At 71.5% G+C, this 20142-nt stretch carries 17 protein-coding genes and 1 pseudogene; 15 read left to right on the top strand and 3 right to left on the bottom strand.

Annotated features, from left to right (window positions below; translation table 11 throughout):
* Window positions 1-259: 259 nt before the first annotated feature.
* The 7 genes from QSK32_RS17300 to QSK32_RS17270 are packed head-to-tail and all read left to right on the top strand — an operon-like array spanning window position 260 to window position 8384.
* Window positions 260-1057 carry an urea amidolyase associated protein UAAP1 gene (locus tag QSK32_RS17300; protein WP_285472517.1) on the top strand — a complete coding sequence of 266 codons (798 nt, stop codon included), beginning with the start codon at window positions 260-262 and terminating at the stop codon, window positions 1055-1057.
* Complete coding sequence (locus QSK32_RS17295; protein WP_285472516.1) at window positions 1054-1653, top strand: urea amidolyase associated protein UAAP2; 600 nt, start codon at window positions 1054-1056, stop codon at window positions 1651-1653. Before QSK32_RS17300 ends, QSK32_RS17295 begins: the two co-directional genes overlap by 4 nt.
* The gene (gene uca, locus QSK32_RS17290; RefSeq protein ID WP_285472515.1) at window positions 1646-5155 is read left to right on the top strand and encodes an urea carboxylase; all 3510 of its coding nucleotides are present in this window, start codon (window positions 1646-1648) and stop codon (window positions 5153-5155) included. The genes QSK32_RS17295 and uca overlap by 8 nt, the downstream gene beginning before the upstream one ends.
* Window positions 5152-6369, top strand: a complete 1218-nt coding sequence (locus QSK32_RS17285) for an allophanate hydrolase (RefSeq protein ID WP_285472514.1) — start codon at window positions 5152-5154, stop codon at window positions 6367-6369. The genes uca and QSK32_RS17285 overlap by 4 nt, the downstream gene beginning before the upstream one ends.
* Entirely contained in the window at window positions 6366-6752 is a 387-nt protein-coding gene (locus tag QSK32_RS17280) for an allophanate hydrolase-related protein (protein WP_285472513.1), read from the top strand. Before QSK32_RS17285 ends, QSK32_RS17280 begins: the two co-directional genes overlap by 4 nt.
* A 10-nt stretch (window positions 6753-6762) precedes the next feature.
* The gene (locus QSK32_RS17275; RefSeq protein ID WP_157411425.1) at window positions 6763-7206 is read left to right on the top strand and encodes a hypothetical protein; all 444 of its coding nucleotides are present in this window, start codon (window positions 6763-6765) and stop codon (window positions 7204-7206) included.
* A 44-nt stretch (window positions 7207-7250) separates the two neighbouring features.
* A complete protein-coding gene (locus tag QSK32_RS17270) occupies window positions 7251-8384 on the top strand; it encodes a rhamnogalacturonan acetylesterase (protein ID WP_285472512.1) in 1134 nt (377 codons plus the stop codon).
* Here QSK32_RS17270 and QSK32_RS17265 read toward each other — a convergent pair.
* Window positions 8271-8624, bottom strand: a complete 354-nt coding sequence (locus QSK32_RS17265) for a VOC family protein (RefSeq protein ID WP_285472511.1) — start codon at window positions 8622-8624, stop codon at window positions 8271-8273. The genes QSK32_RS17270 and QSK32_RS17265 overlap by 114 nt on opposite strands.
* 144 nt (window positions 8625-8768) lie before the next feature.
* Here QSK32_RS17265 and QSK32_RS17260 point away from each other — a divergent pair, with 144 nt between their 5' ends.
* The 6 genes and pseudogenes from QSK32_RS17260 (at window position 8769) to QSK32_RS17235 (ending at window position 15258) form a co-directional block, all read left to right on the top strand.
* Complete coding sequence (locus tag QSK32_RS17260) at window positions 8769-9671, top strand: aminoglycoside phosphotransferase family protein (RefSeq protein ID WP_157411424.1); 903 nt, start codon at window positions 8769-8771, stop codon at window positions 9669-9671.
* 173 nt (window positions 9672-9844) lie between these two features.
* Entirely contained in the window at window positions 9845-11971 is a 2127-nt protein-coding gene (locus QSK32_RS17255) for a sensor histidine kinase (RefSeq protein WP_285472510.1), read from the top strand.
* Window positions 11971-12624 carry a response regulator gene (locus tag QSK32_RS17250; protein ID WP_285472509.1) on the top strand — a complete coding sequence of 218 codons (654 nt, stop codon included), beginning with the start codon at window positions 11971-11973 and terminating at the stop codon, window positions 12622-12624. Before QSK32_RS17255 ends, QSK32_RS17250 begins: the two co-directional genes overlap by 1 nt.
* Window positions 12625-13935: 1311 nt before the next feature.
* On the top strand, window positions 13936-14139 hold the full coding sequence (locus tag QSK32_RS17245; protein ID WP_045747551.1) for a hypothetical protein: 204 nt from the start codon (window positions 13936-13938) through the stop codon (window positions 14137-14139).
* Window positions 14093-14675, top strand: a pseudogene (locus QSK32_RS45510) (HAD domain-containing protein). The gene QSK32_RS17245 and the pseudogene QSK32_RS45510 overlap by 47 nt, the downstream one beginning before the upstream one ends.
* 67 nt (window positions 14676-14742) lie before the next feature.
* A complete protein-coding gene (locus QSK32_RS17235; RefSeq protein WP_157411536.1) occupies window positions 14743-15258 on the top strand; it encodes a hypothetical protein in 516 nt (171 codons plus the stop codon).
* A gap of 24 nt (window positions 15259-15282) precedes the next feature.
* On the opposite strand, the gene QSK32_RS17230 is transcribed toward QSK32_RS17235, so the two are convergent.
* Window positions 15283-15921, bottom strand: coding sequence for a maleylpyruvate isomerase family mycothiol-dependent enzyme (locus QSK32_RS17230; RefSeq protein WP_045747552.1), 639 nt, complete (start codon window positions 15919-15921; stop codon window positions 15283-15285).
* Window positions 15922-16025: 104 nt separating this feature from the next.
* Here QSK32_RS17230 and QSK32_RS17225 point away from each other — a divergent pair, with 104 nt between their 5' ends.
* Window positions 16026-16706, top strand: a complete 681-nt coding sequence (locus tag QSK32_RS17225; RefSeq protein ID WP_285472507.1) for a winged helix-turn-helix transcriptional regulator — start codon at window positions 16026-16028, stop codon at window positions 16704-16706.
* Window positions 16707-16770: 64 nt separating this feature from the next.
* Window positions 16771-17190 carry a nitroreductase family deazaflavin-dependent oxidoreductase gene (locus QSK32_RS17220; protein ID WP_045747529.1) on the top strand — a complete coding sequence of 140 codons (420 nt, stop codon included), beginning with the start codon at window positions 16771-16773 and terminating at the stop codon, window positions 17188-17190.
* Between the two features lie 101 nt (window positions 17191-17291).
* Here the strand turns inward: QSK32_RS17220 and QSK32_RS17215 are convergent, their stop codons facing one another.
* Complete coding sequence (locus QSK32_RS17215) at window positions 17292-19994, bottom strand: PAS domain S-box protein (RefSeq protein WP_285472576.1); 2703 nt, start codon at window positions 19992-19994, stop codon at window positions 17292-17294.
* Window positions 19995-20142 lie beyond the last annotated feature (148 nt).

Raw genomic sequence — 20142 nt, 5'->3', positions numbered from 1 at the left:
GCTGATCCTCCCAGGCCGGCCGGGGCAGGTGGTCGCAGCCGTGGTCGTTCTCGTCGTAGCGCAGGCATAGCGGCCGGGTCTCGGTAAGCAGACTCCACCAGTGGCGATGGGTGGCGTCCCGTTCGGGGTCCGTGCGTTTTCACTGCATGGAGACTTGTCGATCGATTGAACCCTGAAACGCATCGGAAATCTCGCGGATCTTGTGACGTCACGGAGCGCGTCTTGAATACCTGTCAAGCGACAGAAAGTGGGTGGCGAGATGAGTACCGCGACCACCGCGGGTGCGAAGGCCCATGCCCGTGCCCAGGAGAGCGCCACTCCGGTGACCCGGCCCGATCCGCCCGAGGGCGTCGACCCGGCGAGTGTGACCTGGAGTGAGATCGTGGCCGGGGGCGGTTACGCGCACGCGGTCCTGGCGCCGGGCACTCTGCTGGAACTGACCGACCTGGACGGCGACGCCTGTGCGGGGCTGCTGCTCTACAACGCGCTGGAGACCCACGAGCGGCTCAACGTCGCCGACACCGTCAAGGTGCAGTGGCAGGTCTACACGGCCGCCGGGCAGATTCTGCTCTCCGATCAGGGGCGGGCCCTCGCGACCGTGGTGGGGGACACCTCCGGGCGACACGACTCGTTCTTCGGGGTCAGTTCCCGGGACCGCAACGAGCGGCGGTACGGCGACGGCAGCCCGCAGGGGCCGTCGCCGGCCGGCCGTGAGCTGTTCAAACTGGCGGCGGCCAAACACGGGCTCGGGCCTCGCGACATCCCGCCGGCGCTCACTTTCTTCCAGGGAGTGCGGATCGCGGCGGACGGCACCCCGGAGTTCCTCGGTTCGGCGGGGGCGGGCGCGACCCTGCGACTGCGGGCGGACATGCCGATCGTGGTGCTGATCGCCAACACCGCGCATCCGCGGGACTCACGGGAGGCGTACACCTGCGGTCGTCTCGGTGTGGTGGCCTGGCGGCCCGGCAGCGACGTCCCCACCGCCGAGCAGGGGCCGGAGGCCCGCCGTGCCTATCGGAACACCAGTGACTACCTGCGAGCCCGGGGGCTTTCATGATCGTGCGGGACGAGGTCGTGGCGCCGCGGGCGCCCTGGTCGGCGATTCTGGAGAAGGGTCAGACGCTGACGATCGTCGATGTAGACGGCAATCAGGCGGTGGATTTCCTGGCCTACGACGCGGACGACACCGCGAACGCCTACAGCGCGCAGGCCACCCTCCAGGAGCAGGATTCGGTCTATCTGGTGACCGGTTCGGTGCTGCGTACGGCGGAGTCGGTGCCGTTGCTGACCATCGTGGCGACCGACGTGGAGCGGCACGACACGCTCGGCGGCGCGTGTTCCAAGGAGTCGAACACCCTGCGGTACGGGTTTCACACGTTCTCTCAGCACGCCTGTGCGGACAACTTCCTGGCCGAGTTCTCCCGGTACGGGATGGGCAAGCGCGACCAGGTCTCCAACATCAACTGGTTCATGAACGTGCCGGTCGACCCGGACGGCGCCCTCGGCATCGTCGACGGTATCTCCGCGCCCGGCCTGTCGGTCAGCCTGCGCGCCGAGACCCGCGTCCTGGTCGTCGTCTCGAACTGCCCGCAGATCAACAACCCGTGCAACGGGTTCGACCCGTCGCGCGCCCGGATGACGATCCATGACTGACCCGGGTGTCCTGCTGATCGCCAACCGCGGCGAGATCGCGGTCCGGATCATCCGGACCGCCCGGGCGATGGGCCTGCGCACCGTGGCGATCTTCTCGGACGCCGACCGGGGGACCGCGCACGTCCGCCTGGCCGACGAGGCGATCCCGGTGCCCGGCTACCTGGACGTGGACGCGGTGATCGACGCAGCGATTCGGTCCGGTGCGACCGCGGTCCACCCCGGCTACGGGTTCCTCTCCGAGAACGTCGGCTTCGCCACCCGCTGCGAGGACGCGGGCATCAGCTTCGTCGGCCCGACCCCGGCCAACCTGGCGATCTTCGGCGCCAAGCACACCGCGCGGGACGCCGCCGAGGCCGCCGGGGTGCCGCTGCTCGCGGGCACCGGCGTGCTCGGCGACCTGGACGAGGCCCTCGCCGCGGCCGGCCGGATCGGCTACCCGGTGATGCTGAAGGCGACCGCTGGTGGCGGCGGCATCGGCATGCGGGCCTGTGCCGACGACGACGCCCTGCGCGCCGCCTGGACCGAGGTCCGCCGGCTCGCCGAGGCCAGCTTCGGATCCGCCGAGGTCTTCCTCGAGCGCCTGGTCACCGCGGCCCGGCACGTCGAGGTGCAGGTCTTCGGCGACGGTACGGGACGGGTTCGCGCGATCGGCGACCGGGACTGCACCCTGCAGCGCCGCAACCAGAAGGTCCTCGAGGAATGTCCCGCCCCGGGACTCCCCGAGACGGTACGGACCGCGATGGCCGAGGCGTCGGTCCGGCTCTGCGCGGCGGTCGGCTACCGGTCGGCGGGCACCGTCGAGTACATCTACGACGCCGATCGTGAGGAGTTCGCCTTCCTCGAGGTGAACACGCGTCTGCAGGTCGAACACCCGGTGACCGAGGCGGTGTACGGCATCGACCTGGTCGCGTGGATGCTCCGGCTGTCCGCGGGGGAGACGGACATGATGGCCGTCCCGCTGGTTCCGCGGGGGGCGGCGGTGGAGGCGCGCGTCTACGCCGAGAACACCGACCTGGGCAACGTGCCGAGTGCCGGAGTGATCACCCGGGTGCAGGTGCCGGACGACGTCCGGTTCGACGCCTGGATCGAACCGGGGGCGGAGGTCAGCGCGCACTACGACCCGATGCTCGGCAAACTGATCGTGACCGGAACTGATCGGGACGCCGCGTGGGCCGCCCTGCGCGAGGCGCTCGCCGCGACCCGGATCGACGGGGTCGCCACCAACCTGGGGCTGCTCGCGGCGACGGCCGGGCATCCGGTGGTACTGGCGGGGGAGCACCACACCGGGACGCTCGCCACGGTGGTCAACACGGCGCCGCGGATCGAGGTGGTCCGGGCCGGACTGCTCGCGACGGTGCAGGACTGGCCGGGGCGGATCGGGTACTGGCCGGTGGGCATTCCGCCGTCCGGGCCGATGGACGACCTGTCGTTCCGGCTGGGCAATGTGGCGCTGGGCAATCCGGAGGGCGCGCCGGGCATCGAGATCACGATGACCGGGCCGGTGCTGCGGTTCCACACCGCGGCGACGGTGATGCTGACCGGGGCGCCTACACCGTTCAGCGTGGACGATGTCGCGGTGCCGCAGTGGGAGCCGGTGGCGGTGCCGGCCGGGTCGCTGGTCACGATCGGTACCGCCAGCCGGGGGATGCGGTCGTACCTGCTCATTCAGGGATCGTTGGATGTGCCGTCGACGTTGGGGTCGGCGAGCACGTTCGATCTGGGGGAGATAGGGGGATATTCCGGACGTGCGCTGCGGGTCGGGGATGTCCTTGCTCTTGCCGGTCCGGTTGATCAGCAGGCGGTTCCCGTATCGGATATCCCCGATATCTCGGAAACGTGGGACATCGCCGCGCTGGAAGGGCCGCACGCCGCCCCGGAGTTCTTCACGCCGGAAGACATGGAGACGTTCTATGCGACCGGATTCGAGGTCCACTACAACTCGTCCCGTACCGGCGTCCGCCTGATCGGTCCCGCACCGTCGTGGGCGCGCGAGGACGGCGGGGAAGCCGGCCTGCACCCGTCGAACATCCACGACACGCCGTACGCGGTCGGCGCCGTCGACTACACCGGCGACCTGCCGATCCTGCTCGGACCGGACGGGCCCAGCCTCGGCGGCTTCACCTGCCCGGCGACCGTGGCCTCCGGTCACCTGTGGAAACTCGGCCAGCTGCGCCCCGGCGACACCGTGCGGTTCGTCCCGGTGAGCCCGGAGACCGCGTCGGCCCTGACCCCCGCCGGTCCGGTGGCCGCGGACCGTCCGGCCGTCCACGACCGGGGCATCCTGCACCGGGACGGCGACCTGACGATCCGGCGCTCCGGGGACCGCAACATCCTCGTCGAGTACGGCGCGATGGTCCTCGACCTGGTCACCCGGATGCGGGTGCACGCCCTGATGCTGCGCCTGCAGGACACCGCGCTGGCCGAGGTGATCGAGCTGACGCCCGGGATCCGGTCGCTGCAGGTGCACTTCACCCCGGGCGCCGCCGAGACGGTGATCGCGGCGGTGCTCGCCGCCGACGCGGAACTCGGCGACGACGACGAACTGACCGTGCCGAGCCGGACCGTGCACCTGCCGCTGGCCTGGGACGACCCGAGCACCCGCGAGGCGATCCGCCGGTACATGGCCGGGGTCCGCGACGACGCACCCTGGTGCCCGTGGAACATCGAGTTCATCCGCCGGATCAACGGGCTGGACAGCGTCGACGACGTGTACCGCACCGTGTTCGACGCGTCCTACCTGGTCCTCGGGCTCGGCGACGTCTACCTGGGCGCGCCGGTGGCCACCCCGATCGACCCGCGACACCGGCTGGTCACCACGAAGTACAACCCGGCGCGCACGTGGACGCCGCAGAACGCGGTCGGTATCGGCGGCTCGTACCTGTGCATCTACGGCATGGAAGGGCCGGGCGGCTACCAGTTCGTCGGCCGCACGGTGCAGGTGTGGGCGACGCACGCCCAGCGTGGGCCGTTCGAGGAGGGCGTGCCGTGGCTGCTGCGGTTCTTCGACCGGATCCGCTGGTACCCGGTGGAACCCGGGGAACTCCTGACGATGCGCGCCGACATGGCCGCCGGGCGGCTACCGCTGCGGATCGAGGAGGGCACGTTCAGCCTGGCCGAACACCGGGCGTTCCTCGCGGAGAACGCGGGGGAGATCGCCGATTTCCGTCGGCGGCAGGGCGCGGCCTTCGGCGACGAACGCTCGGCCTGGGCGGCGGCGGGCGAATTCGATCGTACGCACGAAGCGCCTGCTCCTGAATCGTCCGGACCGGCGGTCGAGGTCCCCGAGGGCAGTGCGGCCGTGGAGGCGCAGTTCGTGTCCAGTGTTTTCCGGATCGACGTGGCGGAGGGTGACCTGGTGACAGAGGGGCAGACCCTGCTCGCGGTGGAGGCGATGAAGATGGAATCCGCGGTGGTCGCACCCCGGGCCGGCCGGATCAGTGCCCTGCCGGTGGCCGTGGGCACGCAGGTGGCCCCGGGAGCGGTCCTGGCGGTGATCGCGTGACGAACCTCGACGCGCGCTACGCCCGGATCGCCGCACGCCCGGAGGCGTGGATCTCGGTCCGCCCGCAGCAGGAGGTGGAGGCCGAGGTGGCGGCGGCGACCGGTCCCCTCGCGGGTCTCCTCTTCGCGGTGAAGAACAACATCGACGTGGCGGGCATCCCGACGACGGCCGCGTGTCCCGCCTACGCCTACGATCCGGCGCGGGACGCCACTACGGTCGCACTGCTGCGTGCAGCGGGTGCGGTGGTTCTCGGCGTCACCAACCTGGACCAGTTCGCCACCGGCCTGGTCGGAACCCGCAGCCCCTACGGTGCGGTCCGCCACGCGGTGGACGAGACGCGCATCTCCGGCGGTTCGAGCAGCGGTTCGGCAGTGGCGGTGGCCCTCGGCATCGTCGACTTCGCCCTGGGCACCGACACGGCGGGCTCCGGTCGCGTACCCGCTGCCCTGCACGGCCTCTATGGGGTGAAGCCCACCAAGGGGACGGTGAGCGCCGCCGGCGTGGTGCCGGCCTGCCGCTCCCAGGACGTGGTGACCGTGATGGCCGGCTCGCTGTCGCTGGCCCGTCACGTGGCGTCCGTGATGACCGCGGTCGACGCCGCCGATCCACTGTCCCGCCCGTTCCTGGCTCTCGACACCGGACCGGCCGGCCGGATCGGCGTGCCCGATCCGGACCACCTCGGCGACCTCGATCCCGGATGGGCCGAGCGGTTCGCGGAGGTGGTGGCCGCGATCCCGGACGCCGTCACCGTGGACATCCGGCCGTTGCTGGCCGCGGCCCGCCTGCTCTACGAGGGCGCCCTGGTAGCCGAACGGTACGCCGCTGTCGGCCCCTTCATCGACGCCCACCCCGACGAGGTGGACCCGACCGTTCAGAAGATCATCTCGTCGTCGTCGGCTCTCCCCGCATGGCGGCTCTTCCAGGACTTCGAGGCGCTGGACGGCTACCGTCAGGTGGCCCGGGAGATCTTCACCGGGGTGGACGCCCTCCTGCTGCCCACCACCACCGGACATCCGACGCTCGCCGAGGTGGCCGCCGACCCGGTGGGCGTGAACACCCGCATGGGACGGTTCACCAACTTCGCCAACCTGCTGGACCTGGCCGCCCTGGCGGTCCCCGCCGGCCAGGTGAGCGGTCTCCCGTTCGGCGTCCAGCTGATCGGGCCGGCCCACAGTGACCTCCGGCTGGCCGGCCTGGCCGAGGTGATCGGATGACCGAGCGGCTGAGCATCGCGGTCGTCGGGGCGCACCTGAGCGGCATGCCCCTCAACGGACAGCTCATCGATCGGGGCGGTGAGCTGGCCTTCGCCGGGCGCACCGCACCGGTCTACCGGCTGTTCGCCCTACCCACCAGCCCGCCGAAGCCCGGTATGCTCCGGGTCGCCGACGGCGGCGCGGCCATCGATCTGGAGGTGTGGTCCCTGCCGCCGGCCGGGTTCGGCACGTTCGTGGCCGCCCTGCCGGCGCCGATGACCATCGGGCGTGTCCAGCTGGCCGACGGCGCCGAGGTGCCCGGTTTCCTCGTCGAGCCCTACGCGGTCGACGGTGCTCCGGACATCACCGGTTTCGGCGGGTGGCGGGCCTACCTCGCCCGGTGAGGAGGCCCCGATGTGGTATTCGAGCCCGTCCGGGCGACGATGGGCCCGGCTGGGCGCACTGCTGAACGTGGCCTGCGGTGTCCTGCACGTGGTCATGGCGGTCACCGCGGCCCGGGCCGGCAGCGCGACCCCGGCGATGGCGGGCCTGGGCATGGCGGTGCTGTGCCTGCCGTGCGTCGCCGGGCTCTGGCGCAACCCGGTCCGGGACACGTGGCGGATGGCCGCGGTGATGGCGGCCGCCATGCTCGCTCTGCACTGGTCGCTGAACCGGTTGCCCGGTCACGTGCACGGCGCGATGCCGCACGGCACCGGGCTCAACCTGCTGGCGTTCGCCCTCCTCGCGGTGGCCGGTTCGGTGGTGCTGCGCCATCGGCACTGCCCGCCACCGGACCGGACTCCGGTCCCTCGGTGGCGTCTGCCCCGGGAGGACGTTGACGCCACGCCGACACTCTGATCGACTGGCATCGATATAACAGTCCTGTTTCCCGGGGGTTGTCGATGCGTCGCTTCCTTGCTCTCGCCGGTGTGCTGGCCCTCGCCGCCGTCATGTCGCCGCTCGCCGCGCAGGCCGCCGACCACGACGGTGACGGCGACGGCTCGGTGATCGTCCCGGAATGCACCGGCGAGACGCCGATCGTCTGCCACGCCGACGTGCCGCCCGGCAACTACGACGTCACGGTCGTCCTCGGCGACGCCGGCGAACCCGGCCTCACCGCCGTCCGCGCCGAAGCCCGGCGCATGATGCTCGGCGAGGTCAGCACCGCACCCGGCCGGTTCGTCCGGCGCTCGTTCAGCGTGAACGTCCGCGAACCCGAAGGCGAACCGACCAAGACCACCTCGGGCACCCCCGGCCTGACCCTCACCTTCACCGGAGCATCCCCCCGGGTCCAGCGGGTGACCGTGCGCCCGCAGCGCCACGCCCGGCCCGTGCTCTACCTCGCCGGTGACTCCACGGTCTGCGACCAGGACACCTTCCCGTACACCGGATGGGGTCAGGCGATCCCGCAGCACCTGCCGTCCTGGCTGACCGTGGCGAACTACGCCGACTCCGGCGAGAGCAGCGGCTCCTTCCTCGCCGACCCGCGGCTGTTCGCCACGATGCTGCCGCTGGTCGCCCCCGGCGACGTGGTGGTGCTGCAGTTCGGCCACAACGACAAGACCACCACCGCCGAGGACTACCGCGCCAACCTGACCCGCCTCGTGACCGGCGTGCGGGAGCGTCAAGCGCGACCGGTCCTGGTGAGCCCGCCGGTGCGCCGCCTGTTCGACAGCACCGGCGTCCTCACCCCGACCGCCCGGCACGTCAACGGCCTCGGCGTGGACCTGCCCGCCGAGATGTCCGCGGTGGCCGCCGACCTGGACGTGCCCTACATCGACCTGACCGCGGACAGCGCCGCCCTCGTCGAGAGCCTCGGCCCCGAGGACTCGAAGCCGCTCTACCTCTACGACGAGTTGCGGGACAACACCCACTTCTCCGAATCCGGCGCGGACCGCTTCGGCGGCCTGGTCCTCGAACGCCTAATCCCGGTGCTGCACGACGTTGACGACCGTGCCGTCGGGCGCGCGGACGAAGAATCGCCGGACACCCCACTCCTCGGTGGTGAGGGGATGCACGATCTCGTACCCGAGTGACTGCGCCTCCGCGAAGGCGGCGTCCACGTCGTCGGTGTGCACGGAGATCGCCGAATCCGCGGCGGCGGTCGCGTCCCCGGACACCAGTTGCAGGCTCGCCCCGCTCTCCGGCGAGGTGAAGCGGGCCACCCAGCCCAGGTGGAACTCCTCGGTGCCCAGCCCGAGGAAACCGGTGTAGAACCCTTTCGCCTCCTCGATGTCCGTCACCCCGACATTGGTGGTGATCCGCAGTGCACGCATGTGTCCTCCTCGGTGGCCCCGCCCCTGCCTGCGCCCATCCTTCCGCAGAAGGCGCGCATGCCGGTGCCCTGACCAGCCGAACGCTCCCCACCGGTCGTGGAAACTCACTGTCGGAGCGCCGGCGGAACCGGTAGAGAGAGGCCCGTGGACAGCCGATCAGCCGTGACCGTGCCGGCATCCTTCGTCTCCTGGCGGCAACGATCCGACGGTGAGGCCGGGCGCCGCTGGGCGCTGTCCCTCCCCGCGATCGTCGACGAGCTCTCGGCCGGCTGGAACCTCACCGTCGACCCGATCGCGCCGATGCACGGAGCATTGAGCCTCGTCGTTCTGGTGCATCGGGGACCCCTTCCGCTCGTACTCAAGATGAGCTGGCCGGACGGCACCACCGAGACCGAATCGCTCGCCCTGCGCACCTGGGGCGGCCATGGCGCCGTGCGCCTCGTCGACGTCGATCCGGACAGTGGCGCGTTGCTGCTGGAACGCCTCGATCACACCCGTGACCTGCACTCCGTCCCGCTGCGGGAGGCCGCCGAGGTGGCCGGCCGGCTGATCCGGACCCTCGCCGTCCCGGCGCCCCCGGGGGTGCGCACGCTCCGTGACGTCGCCCTGGACATCAGTGACAGGACGCCCGGGCGTCAGCGCGCGCTGGGTGATCCGGTCCCGGCCGTCTGGCTGGAGACCGCCAGGGGGTACGCGCGTGAGCTCGCCACCGTGGGCACCCCGGTGCTGATCCACGCCGACCTGCACTACGGCAACGTCCTCGCCGGCGTCCGGGAGCCGTGGCTGGCCATCGACGCGCGTGCCCTGCGCGGGACACCGGAGTACTCGGTTCCCGAACTGATCTGGAGCCGGGCCGACGAACTGCGCGACGACGCCGACATCAAGGGCCTGATCGACGTGGTGACCGGCGCGGGCGGACTGGACCGGCAGATCGCCGAGCGGTGGGTGGTGACGCGCTGTGTCGACTATTGGCTGTGGGGCCTGGAACACGGGCTGACGATCGACCCGGTGCGCTGCGAGCGGATCCTCGGCGCGCTCCTGCCTTGACTCCGCCCCTGGGGCCGGGTCCAGGATCGCTCGCAGGTCCCGCGGATCCGCCGGAGGCGCCCATGACCGTTTCCCTGACATCACGAGTGACGACATCCCGCCCGTCGAGCACCTCCCGCGGCGGGTCATGGCACCATGTCGGCGATGAGAGCCGCCCTTGCGACGCCGACCGCATGAAACGCTGGTTGCTGCCCGCGGTCCTGCTGACCGCCCAGGTCGCGTTCTGGCCCGGCGCCGCGCTGCTCCGCGGTGCCGTGGCCGGCCCGTGGACGGTTGTCGCGTTCCTGCTCGGCGCGGCGCTGGCCGCCGGCGCACTCGTGCTGCGCCGGGACCGACCGGTCCCCGCCCTGATCGGGGCCTGTCTCGGCATCGCCGTCGTTCTCTGGGCCACGCCCGACGGGCGGCAACTCCTGGTCGAGGGCGACGCCGGGACGATCATCGCGGCCGCCGACCTGATCGCGCTGTTCAGCGTGGGCGCCCGCTGCCCGGCCCGCACCGCGGTCGTCGCGCTGATCGGCACGGTCCTCTGGCAGAGCTTCGTCACCGCCGTCGACGAGGGCCTCTCCGCGAGCTGGGCCGGTGAGATCCTTCTCGGACTCGTCCTCTACGGCGTGGTGGTCGCCGGCGGCCGGTTGCGCGGCCGCTGGACCCGGGAGCGGGAGGCCGCCGCCGTCCGGCTGGAAGCGGCTCGCCAGGCACACCGGGAGGCCGCCGAGGAGGAACGCCGCCGACTGGCCCGCGAGCTGCACGACATGACCGCCCACCACCTGACCTCGGTGGTCGTCAACGCGCAGGCCGCGCAGATGCTCGGCGAGCAGCGTCCCGAACTGCTGACCGAGGCGCTGGCGTTCGCCGGGCGCACCGGCCGCGACACCCTGGCGTCGCTGCGCCGGCTGGTCGCGATCATGCCGGTCGAGCAGGATGCCGCGGCGGTGCCGCCACTCGCCGACCTGGCTGCGGACTTCCGGACGCTCGGCCAGCAGGTCACCCTCGAGACGCCGGATGGTGAGCCGCCGGCGCGCCTCGCCGAGGCCATGCACGGGATCGCCCGCGAGGCGCTGACCAACACCCTGCGCTATGCGCCAGGAGGCGCGGTCCGGCTCTCGTTCGGATACTCGGACGGCAGCGCCGAACTGGTCGTCGAGGACACCGGCGGTGCCGCCGGCACGCGGGCCGCCACCGGTCTCGGCGGCGGACGCGGCGTGACCGGCATGCGCGACCGGGCCCAGGCGCTCGGCGGCACCCTGACGGCCGGTCCCCGCGACGGCGGTGGCTGGCGGGTACGGGCGGTGATCCCGTTCGCCGACGGCGTCCCGCAGCGGGTCGGCCGGGTCGTCGGCCGCTGGCTGCGCAGCCAGACCGTCTTCGACGTCATGCTCGTGCTGATCGCCATGGTCCTGCCGCTGAGCTCCCTGTTCGCCGCGGTCGAGGACGACGGTCTCCCGGCGGGCCCGGCCGCCCTGGCTCTGGCCCTGCTGACGGTGCACGCCCTGCCGCTGCTGTGGCGCCGCCAGAGCCCGTGGTGGGTGTTCACCGCCGTGGCCGTCGCCGGCTGGCTCCCGCTGCCCCTGCTGCTGACGGGTGGGTTCCCGCTCGACGCCGGTTACCTGTTCATCGGTGGCTTCGGCGCCGAGATCACCGCGGTGTACGCGGTCGCCGCCCGCGGCGCCCGGCCGGTCCTGACCTGGCTGGCCGCACCCGTCGCCGCGGTCTCGGCGGGCTGCTCCCTCGCCGCGCACATCGGCGTGGCCCCGGAAACGGTCACGCCCTCGGACGCCGGTCCGGAGCCGACCAGCGCCGCCGCCCTGCTCTTTGCGGTCGTCGCCATCGGCATCCTCGCCACGATCCTGCTCATGGTGCCCATGCTGATCAGCTGGGGCGCCGGGTTCGCGGCCCGCCGGCGCCGCGACCGCCTGCACGCCCACGAGGAGGGCGGCGTCGCCACCGAGATGTTCCACGCCGAAATCCGCGCCCGCGCCGAACGCGAACGCGTCGCCGCCGGCCTGCGCGACGAGGTCCTGCGCCACGCCACCGACCTGCCCGCCGCCGCCGACCGGGGCGACCTGCCCGGTGTCCTGACCGCGGCGAAGCAGTCCCTCACCGCGATGCGCTCCCTCCTCGACGGCCTGAGCACCCGTCCCGCCGCCGACGTCACCCCGTCGGCCGGGCTCGCCCCGTCGGCAGGGCTTGCCCTGTCGTCGCCTGTCTCCCCGGCCGGCCTTTCCCCATCGCCTGCTGCCGAGCCGGCCGCCGGTGTTCCGCCGTTCGAACCGGAGGTGCCGTCATCGCCGTCCGCGTGATGATCGTCGACGATCAGCTGATGGTGCGGGCCGGCCTGGCCGCCATCGTCGGCTCCCAGCCAGACTTGGACGTGGTCGGCGAGGCCGGCGACGGCGCCGCAGCCCTGACTCTGGCCGCCGAGGTCCAGCCCGACCTGGTCCTGATGGACGTTCGGATGCCCGGCGTCGACGGCCTGACCGCGACCGCCCGCCTGACCGCCGGCCCGAACCCGCCGCGGGTCATCGTGCTGACCACGTTCCACCAGGACGCCTACGTGTTCCAGGCGTTGCGGGCGGGCGCCTCCGGTTTCCTGCTCAAGGACTCGGAGCCCACCGACCTGGTCGCCGCCATCCGCACCGTCGCCGGCGGCGAGGCGATGCTCAGCCCCGCCGTGACCCGCCGCCTCATCGACGCGTTCGCCACCGGCGCGGTCAGCGCGGCCGCCCCCGAGGACCCCCGCCTGAACGCCCTCACCCCGCGCGAACGCGACGTACTCGGCCAGATCGCCCGCGGCCTCTCCAACGCGGAGATCGCCGAAACCCTCGGCATCGGCACCGGCACGGTGAAGACACACGTCAACGCCCTGCTCGGCAAGATCGGCGCCCGCGACCGGGTCCAGGCCACGATCATCGCCTACGACCTGGGCCTGGTCCGCCCGGCCGGCCCCACCTGACATTCTCCCCGGGGCGCCGGATGCCCGCCCACGAGTCGCTGACCGATCGATACTCAGTACCACTCGGATCCGGAATGCTGCGCCACCCCGCACGACTGGCGGCGGATCGGCGTCCTGCCGGCCGGCGTCGTGATCCCGGCCCATGACGGCTACACCCCGATCATCGCCGGCATCGGGGCGGTCCCCGCCCACCGAGGCCAGGGCTACGTTGCCGCTCTCCCGGCAACCGGCACCGCCCCGCCGACCGCAGAAAACATGCCCCGCGTCCGAACCGCTACCGACGTCGGCGACCCCCTTGGCGGCTGCTCTCACCCCAGCCGGGTTCCGCGACATCGCACGCCCCGATCGACGTGACCTGGTCAACCCGGCCCCGCCCGCCTTGGCCCTCGATCTCGACCACCCACTCCGGCGCTGATCCCGGACGCCGCGGATCTCAACTTCTCGTCCCGGATGCCGCTGATCCCAAACTCTGATTCCGGATGCCGCTGTTTCCCGGACGGCCGTCGCCTCTTGGCCGCCGTCTCTTGGCCGCCGTCTCTTGGCCGCCGTCTCTTGGCCGCCGTCTCTTGGCCGCCGTCTCTTGGCCGCCGTCTCTTGGCCGTCGCCTCTCGGCCATCAGCTCGAGTCGGCGGCCGCTGTCACCAACCGGGCCCGGCAGCCCTGTTCTGTGTCTCCATAGGCCGCCCTGTCGCGTACGGTTCGTCTCAAAGCCGAACAAACCGTGGGTGACGGCTGAGCCGTGTCGGGCCGTCGTCCGCGGCTCGTTCGGCGGGGAAAGACGACCGTGGGTGACGGCTGAGCCGTGTCGGGCCGTCGTCCGCGGCTCGTTCGGCGGGGAAAGACGACCGTGGGTGACGGCTGAGCCGTGTCGGGCCGTCGTCCGCGGCTCGTTCGGCGGGGAAAGACGACCGTAGGTGACGGCTGAGCCATGTCGGGCCGTCGTCCACGGCTCATTCAGCGAGGACAAACGACCGTGGGCGACGGCTGAGTTCGTTCAGCCGTCGTCCACGGCTCTGTCCGTCGAGCGACACGACTGCGGGTGACGGCTGGGGGCCGACCGGATGTCCTCCATGGCACTATTCCGACATGGCGAGACCACTGACGGTGGTGCGCGCGGCCGGTGCTCACATCCGCATGGCGGGCTACACCTGACAGCCGGTCCGTTCAGCGACTCGACGGCCGATCGTCGGCGTGGGAAGGGCCCGGCGCGGGGGACCGAGTCGAGGGTCGAGGCACTCTGCAGAAGTCAAGTGCGGCTGAGCTTGCGGAGGTCCGTGCATCGGTTGCAGGGGCGCCGTGGATCATGGCGGCGTGGCTGAGTCGACCTTGTTTGCGGACTACCACCAGATCCAGGTCTTCGACGAGGGCTCGCAGACCGACCTCAGTGGCGAGTGGAGCGATCAAGCGATGGTTGACCGCCTGGTCGTGGAGCCGGACGCTGTCGGGATCAGGACGGTGGTCAACGTCGATGTCGCGGTCGGCGTCGAGGCGCTGGCGGCCGATCGTGATCACTGACTCCGGTGACGAACCTCTGCTCTTTCTGGATGTGGACGGGCCGCTCATACCGTTCAAGGCTCGTACGGTTGCCCGGCCGGCGGGGAGGCACGCCGACCTGGTGGCCCGGTTCGGCAATCCGCTGCTGGACCGGCTCGACCCGGAGGACGGGCGGCGTCTTCAGTCGCTGGGGTGCCGGCTGGTGTGGGCGACGACCTGGATGGACGAGGCCAACGAGGTCGTCTCGCCGCTGCTGGGCCTGCCTGAGCTGCCGGTCGTCGGATGGCCCGGACGACGAGCCCCTGTCTGTCAGGGAGCGCCTGGACATCGACGAGCCACCGCTTGCCACACACTGGAAGACGCCGGTGGTGGCGCGATGGGCTGCGGGCCGGCCGTTCGTCTGGATCGACGACGAGATGACCGATGCGGATCGGCGCTGGGTTCGGGACCGGCATCCCGGCCGGGCGCTGCTGCACCGGGTCGATCCGGATGTCGGCTTGACGGACGAGGATTTCGCGACTGTCCGCCGGTGGCTCGATGCCGGCCGTCGCCGGTGAATCCGGGGAGCAGCCCGCCGGCGTCGGAAGCGCCCGGACGTTCCGGCGGGTGTCTAGGATCGTGGACGTGACGGAGCCGGTCCTGCACCCGAGTCGTGACATTCATTTTCCGGTGTTCGACGCGGTGGCGGATGATCTCGGTCGTGCGGCGTGGGGCGGCTGGCGGGAGAGCTCCGGTGTGGTGGACGGAGTGTCCCGGGTTCGTGGCGGCGCCCCACACGATGAGGACGGCCCGGCCGGATCGCTGCCGGGAGTGGCCGTGTGGTCGTTTGCGCCCGAACCGCTGTCCGGGCCGTATTCGGGGCCGAGTCGTACCGCGGTGCTGCCGTTCGGTGTGAGGTTCGCCGACCGGCACGGTATGTCGTTGCGGGCCGCGACCGAGTCTCTGCTCGATCTCGTGTCCTCCGGCGGTGCGGCGGTCACCGTGACCGTCGATGGTGAGCCGGTGCCCGGCCTGCGGTTCGAGATCGCGGAGCTGGGCCGGCTGGTCACCTCGGTCGAGCCGGCCCGTGCTTTTGCCGCCACGTACTTTCTGACGCCCGTCGTCCCGGTGTTCCGGCGGTTGATCGATCTGGACGTGTAGGCGGAGAGGCGTTCCCGGGCGCCGTCAGGCCAGGCGGTCGGCGATGACGGCACGGCCTGGACCGTCGAGTTGGTCGAGGTAGGCGCGGCGGCCGGCCATCGTCATCACCAGTGCCAGGGTCGTACCGGAGAGGGCTGGTCCTTCGCCCGACTGGAACGGACCGTCGGTGGCGGTCACCCGCAGTCCTGACACGAGTGTCTTGCTGGGTACGGTGAAGTTGCGCCGTGCGTAGAAGTCGGCGACTGCTGTGAGTGCCTCGATGTCCGGTTCCGTGGTGATGGCCAGTGGGAGACGGATGTCCTGGCTGTGGACCAGCACCTCGCCCAGGTAGGCGGCCGTGTCCGGGGTCGGGGCGACCGTCGCGTCGATGACGGCCTGGAACCGGGCGAGTGTCTCCGCCGGGGTCGAGCCCAGGTGGTCGCGCAGGCGGCGGTCGTTGTGGACGGCGGGGCGGAAGCCGGCGAGCAGGATGCTGCGGATCCATTGCCACCGGCCGGTCGTGGCGGCGGCGGTCAGGTGGGCGACGACGTGTTCCACATCCCAGCCGGGGCACAGGGTCGGCTGGTGCCAGCGTGCCGGGTCCAGGCCGGACAGGTCGGCGGCCAGGGAGCGGCGTGCGCTGTGGACGAGGTTCCACAGCCCCGCGTCGGTGGTGTTGGTCATGACGGGCACCTTTCGCCGATTGAGCACGGGCCGATTGAACACGGGCCGATTGAGCACTATGAGAGTAGTAGTGGACACTATTGCAAGAGTAGTAGGCTGTGTCGATGGTTTCCCGGCGGAGTTACAGCTCCTACAACGACGGCTGCGCCGCCGCTCACGCACTGGACCTCATCGGTGATCGGTGGACGATGATCGTGGTGCGGGAGCTGTTGCTCGGACCCAAACGCTTCGTCGACCTGCAGCGTGACGTCCTCGGCATCGGGCCGGGTGTCCTCACCCGGCGGCTCCAGGAGCTGACCGCCCACGGGGTCGCACAGCGGCGTCGCCTGCCCGGGCCGGGGCGGGTGGAGGTCTACGAGCTCACCGCCTGGGGCCATCGGCTCGAGGTGGTCAACTCGACCCTGTCGGCGTGGGCGGTGCAATCACCGTCCATGCCCCTCGAGGCCGACATGAGCCCGGACACGCTGGTCCTGGCGATGCGCACCCACGCCCGCCCGCCCGCTGACATCCCCGGCCCGCGGACGGTGTCGCTGGCGCTGACCGACTCCCGCCAGGCGAATCTCGAACCCGTGCACTACCGGGCGGTGATGACCGCCGATGCCACCGTGATCGAGCGGATCGCCGAACCCGGCCGTGCCGATGCGGCCGTCGCCGCGTCCACCCGGGACTGGAAGGCCTGCATCATCGGTGGCATCCCCCTGCCGCGGCTGCCCGGCATCGTGGTCACCGGCGACCGCAGCGCCGCGGAACTCCTGATAGCCGCTACCGCGCTGCGCAGCGACTGACAGTCAGGACGCCATAGGTGGGGAAGAGGAGTGGTATTACAGCGGAGATGGGTAGGTTCGAGGCATGACTTCTGCGATCGATCTGCACGGGCCCGCGCACGTACAACGCTATCTGGAGACCGGTGGGGAAGACGGGTACCACTGGCGGAACGGGACGGAGATCCTCATCCTGTTCACCACCGGGCGGCAGTCGGGGGAGGAACGGTCGCATGCGCTGATCTTCCGGGAGTTCAACGGTGCCTACCTGGTGGTCGCGTCGAAGGGCGGCGCCCCGCAGCCGCCCGCCTGGTTCGTCAACCTTCGGGACAACCCGGAGGTCGAGGTGCAGATCAAGGCCGAGCGGTTCCCGGCCACGGCCCGGGTCGCCACCGCCGCGGAGAAGCCGGCCATGTGGGCGGCGATGACCGAGGTGTGGCCGGACTACGACGAGTACCAGACGAAGACCGACCGGGAGATCCCCGTCGTCGTCCTCGAGCGCCGCTGACGCCACCGGACCGGGGCGCGGCGCGCGTTCACCGGCGCGCCGCGCCCCGCCGGACTCCCGGCGAGCCGGGCGAGCGCTTCTTACTCGTACGCCACGGTGGTCTATCCCTGCTCGAGGCTCAGCACGAAGAGTGAGCCACCTCGGGGGTTGGGCTCGTGGCGGACCTCGCCCTGGTTGGCGCGGGCCAGGCCGCGGACGATGTAGAGACCCAGGCCGGTGCCCTGGACGCGGCGGGCGTCGCGGTCCGCCCGCGCCATGCGGTGGAAGAGGCGGTGCCGGAATTCTTCCGGTACGCCACGCCCGTTGTCCTCGACGGTGATGTGCACGCGGCCGCCGTCGGCGTCGATGTGCACCGCGGTGGCGCCGCCCCCGTACTTCTTCGCGTTCGACAGCAGGTTCACCAGGATCTGCTGCAGGTGGCCGGGGTTGGCCAGCACCGTCACGTCGTCGTCGCGGCTGTCGACGGGCAGGGACTCGCTGTCGACGGCGGCCAGCGCCTGGGAGATCTCGTCGCGGGCGCGCAGCCGGCGCCGGTCCGCGGTGATCGAGCCGGTCTCGATGGTGACCATGGCCAGCACCTCGCGGACGATGTCGTCGAGGCGGCCGGTCTGGCGGATGATCGCCGCGACGGCCTTCTCCCGGTACGCCTCGTCCAGGTCCTCCCAGTCGTCGGCGAGGATCTCGGCGTGGCCGCGGATAGCGGTGAGCGGGTTGCCGATCTCGTGGCCCAGCATGCCTATGATGTCGAGTTTCAGGGTGTTCGCGGCTTCGAGTTCGGTGTTGCGGCCGGCCAGGGCCCTTTCCGCGGCGCGCAGCGGGCTGACGTCCGTGTTGATCTCCAGGATCTGGGGCTCGGCGCCCGGCGGATGGTGCAGCACCTGGCGGCTGAGCACGGTCAGGGTGTGGCCGTCGGCGGTGACGTGGTCGAGTTCACCCTCCCACCGGCCCTCCCGCATGAGGTGTTCGCGCAGGTCACCGATGGTCGAGTCGGCGGGGAAGACGGTGTGCAGCAGGTCGTGGATGCTCCGCCCGTGGGCGCTGGAGATCGGCCAGCCGTAGAGGTCGGTGGCGCCCTGGTTCCACCAGCGGATCGTGCCGTCCATGTCGCGGACGATCACCGCGGCCGGGATGAGTTCCAGCAGCCGGGCCTGGCGGCGCAGTTCCGCGTCGGCGGCGCGGCGGGCGGTGACGTCCTCGACCTGGTTGACCACGAACCGGGCGCGGCCCTTCTCCCGGACCACGGCGACGCGGATCGACACCCAGATCACGTGGCCGCGTTTGTGCACGTAGCGGCGTTCGATCCGGACCGTGTCCAGGTCACCGGCGGCCAGGCGTTCGATCATCGCCCGGGTACGCGGTACGTCGTCGCTGTGCTGCAGGTCCGCGAACGACATCCGGCACAGCTCGTCCGCGCTGTACCCGGTGATCGCGGACATCGCCGGGTTGGCCTGCAGGTAGTGGCCGAGGCTGCCGGGCGCCAGACTGGCCAGGGTCAGGCCCAGCGGCGAGTTCTCGAAGGTGAGCCGGAACCGGTTCTCGCTGATCTCCAGCGCGGCCAGGGCACGGGTCCGCTCGGCGAGCAGCGCGGCCGCCTGCGCGGTGTCGTCGGCGTGCCGTAGCGCCGCGCTCAGACTGTCGGCGAGCAGCGAGAACTGGTGCTCGTCGCCCTCCTCGAAGGCGTTCGGCTGTTGCGCCGACACCAGCAGCACCCCGTTGCCGCCCTGCTCGCCGTGCAACGGAGAGACGATCACCGACCGGACGCCGAGCATCACGCTGGCATCGCGGTGCACCCGGCTGTCGACGGCGCTGTCCCGGCAGTGCTTGATGGTGTCCTCGGTGAGCGCCAGCCCGGCGAGCGACCCGGCGATCGGGAACTTGGTGCCCGTCAGTGCGCCGAGTTCACCGGCGGCCGCGGCCAGGACCAGTTGGCTGCCGTCGACGATCAGGACCGCGGCGCCGTCCGCGGAGCCGAACAGGCCGACCATCCGGCGGGCCACCACGCGCATCGCGGCGGCCCGGTCCGCGGCCACCGCGTTGATCTCCCGGTGGACCCGGATCGTGGTACGCAACCGGTCCGTCTCCCGGGCGGACGCCAGCTCCGCGTTGACCGCGTCGGTCACGTCCCGCCCGGTCGCCGCGATCAGCTCCTGGTCCGGCACGACCGAACCGGCCCACTGGATCCACCGGTAGTCGCCGTCCTTGCACCGGTACCGGAACCGCGCGCTGGTGACCGGGGCCCCGTCACCGGCCGGGGTGTCGTCCGGGTGCCGCAGCGTGGACAGCTGCACCCCGGCCAGGTCGTCGGCGGTCCAGCCGAGGATCCGTTCGCAGGTCGAGTTCGCGTGGACCACCGTGCCGTCGAGGGTGGTGAGGATCAGCATGTCGGGGCTGGCGTCGAGAAGCGCCTCGAACAACTGCTGCGAGCGCCGGGCGGCGGTCACGTCGGTGAGTTCGGTGATCGCGTACGGGCGCCCGACGCCGTCGTGGGCGATCACCGTGCCGCCGGACACCCAGGTGCGGGTGCCGTCCGGGCGCACCATCAGACGTTCGGCGGCCGGTGGTGGCGGTTCGCCGCGGGCCATCGTCTCGAATCCGAGCGTGGCGGCGGTGCGGTCTTCCTCGGGGAGCAGCAGCGGGTACGCGTACCCGATCAGTGCCGTGCGGTCCCGTCCGGTCAGCGCGCAGAACGCCTCGTTGACCTCCACCAGGCAGCCGATCTCACCCGGGGCGAGGCTGATGACGACCTTCGCCACGGGGCTCCTCGCGAACGCCTCCGCCAGCAGTGCCGGCGGGCCGCCGTTCACGGGAGCGAGGAAACCGACACTCACAGGTATTGCTTCGGCCGACACCGGCCGGACGTGAGACGTGGCGCGAAGTTCATGTGCGCGTAGCAAGGTGACCCTTGACGCTCCCGGGTGGCCGGGAAATCATCGACGTCATTCGGCGGGTCCG

The sequence above is a fragment of the Actinoplanes sp. NBRC 101535 genome (assembly GCF_030269225.1).
In the GTDB taxonomy this organism is placed as follows: Bacteria; Actinomycetota; Actinomycetes; order Mycobacteriales; family Micromonosporaceae; genus Actinoplanes; species Actinoplanes rectilineatus.
Note: the sequence above shows the minus strand (reverse complement) of the source record. Positions and strands in the feature narration are given on the sequence as shown.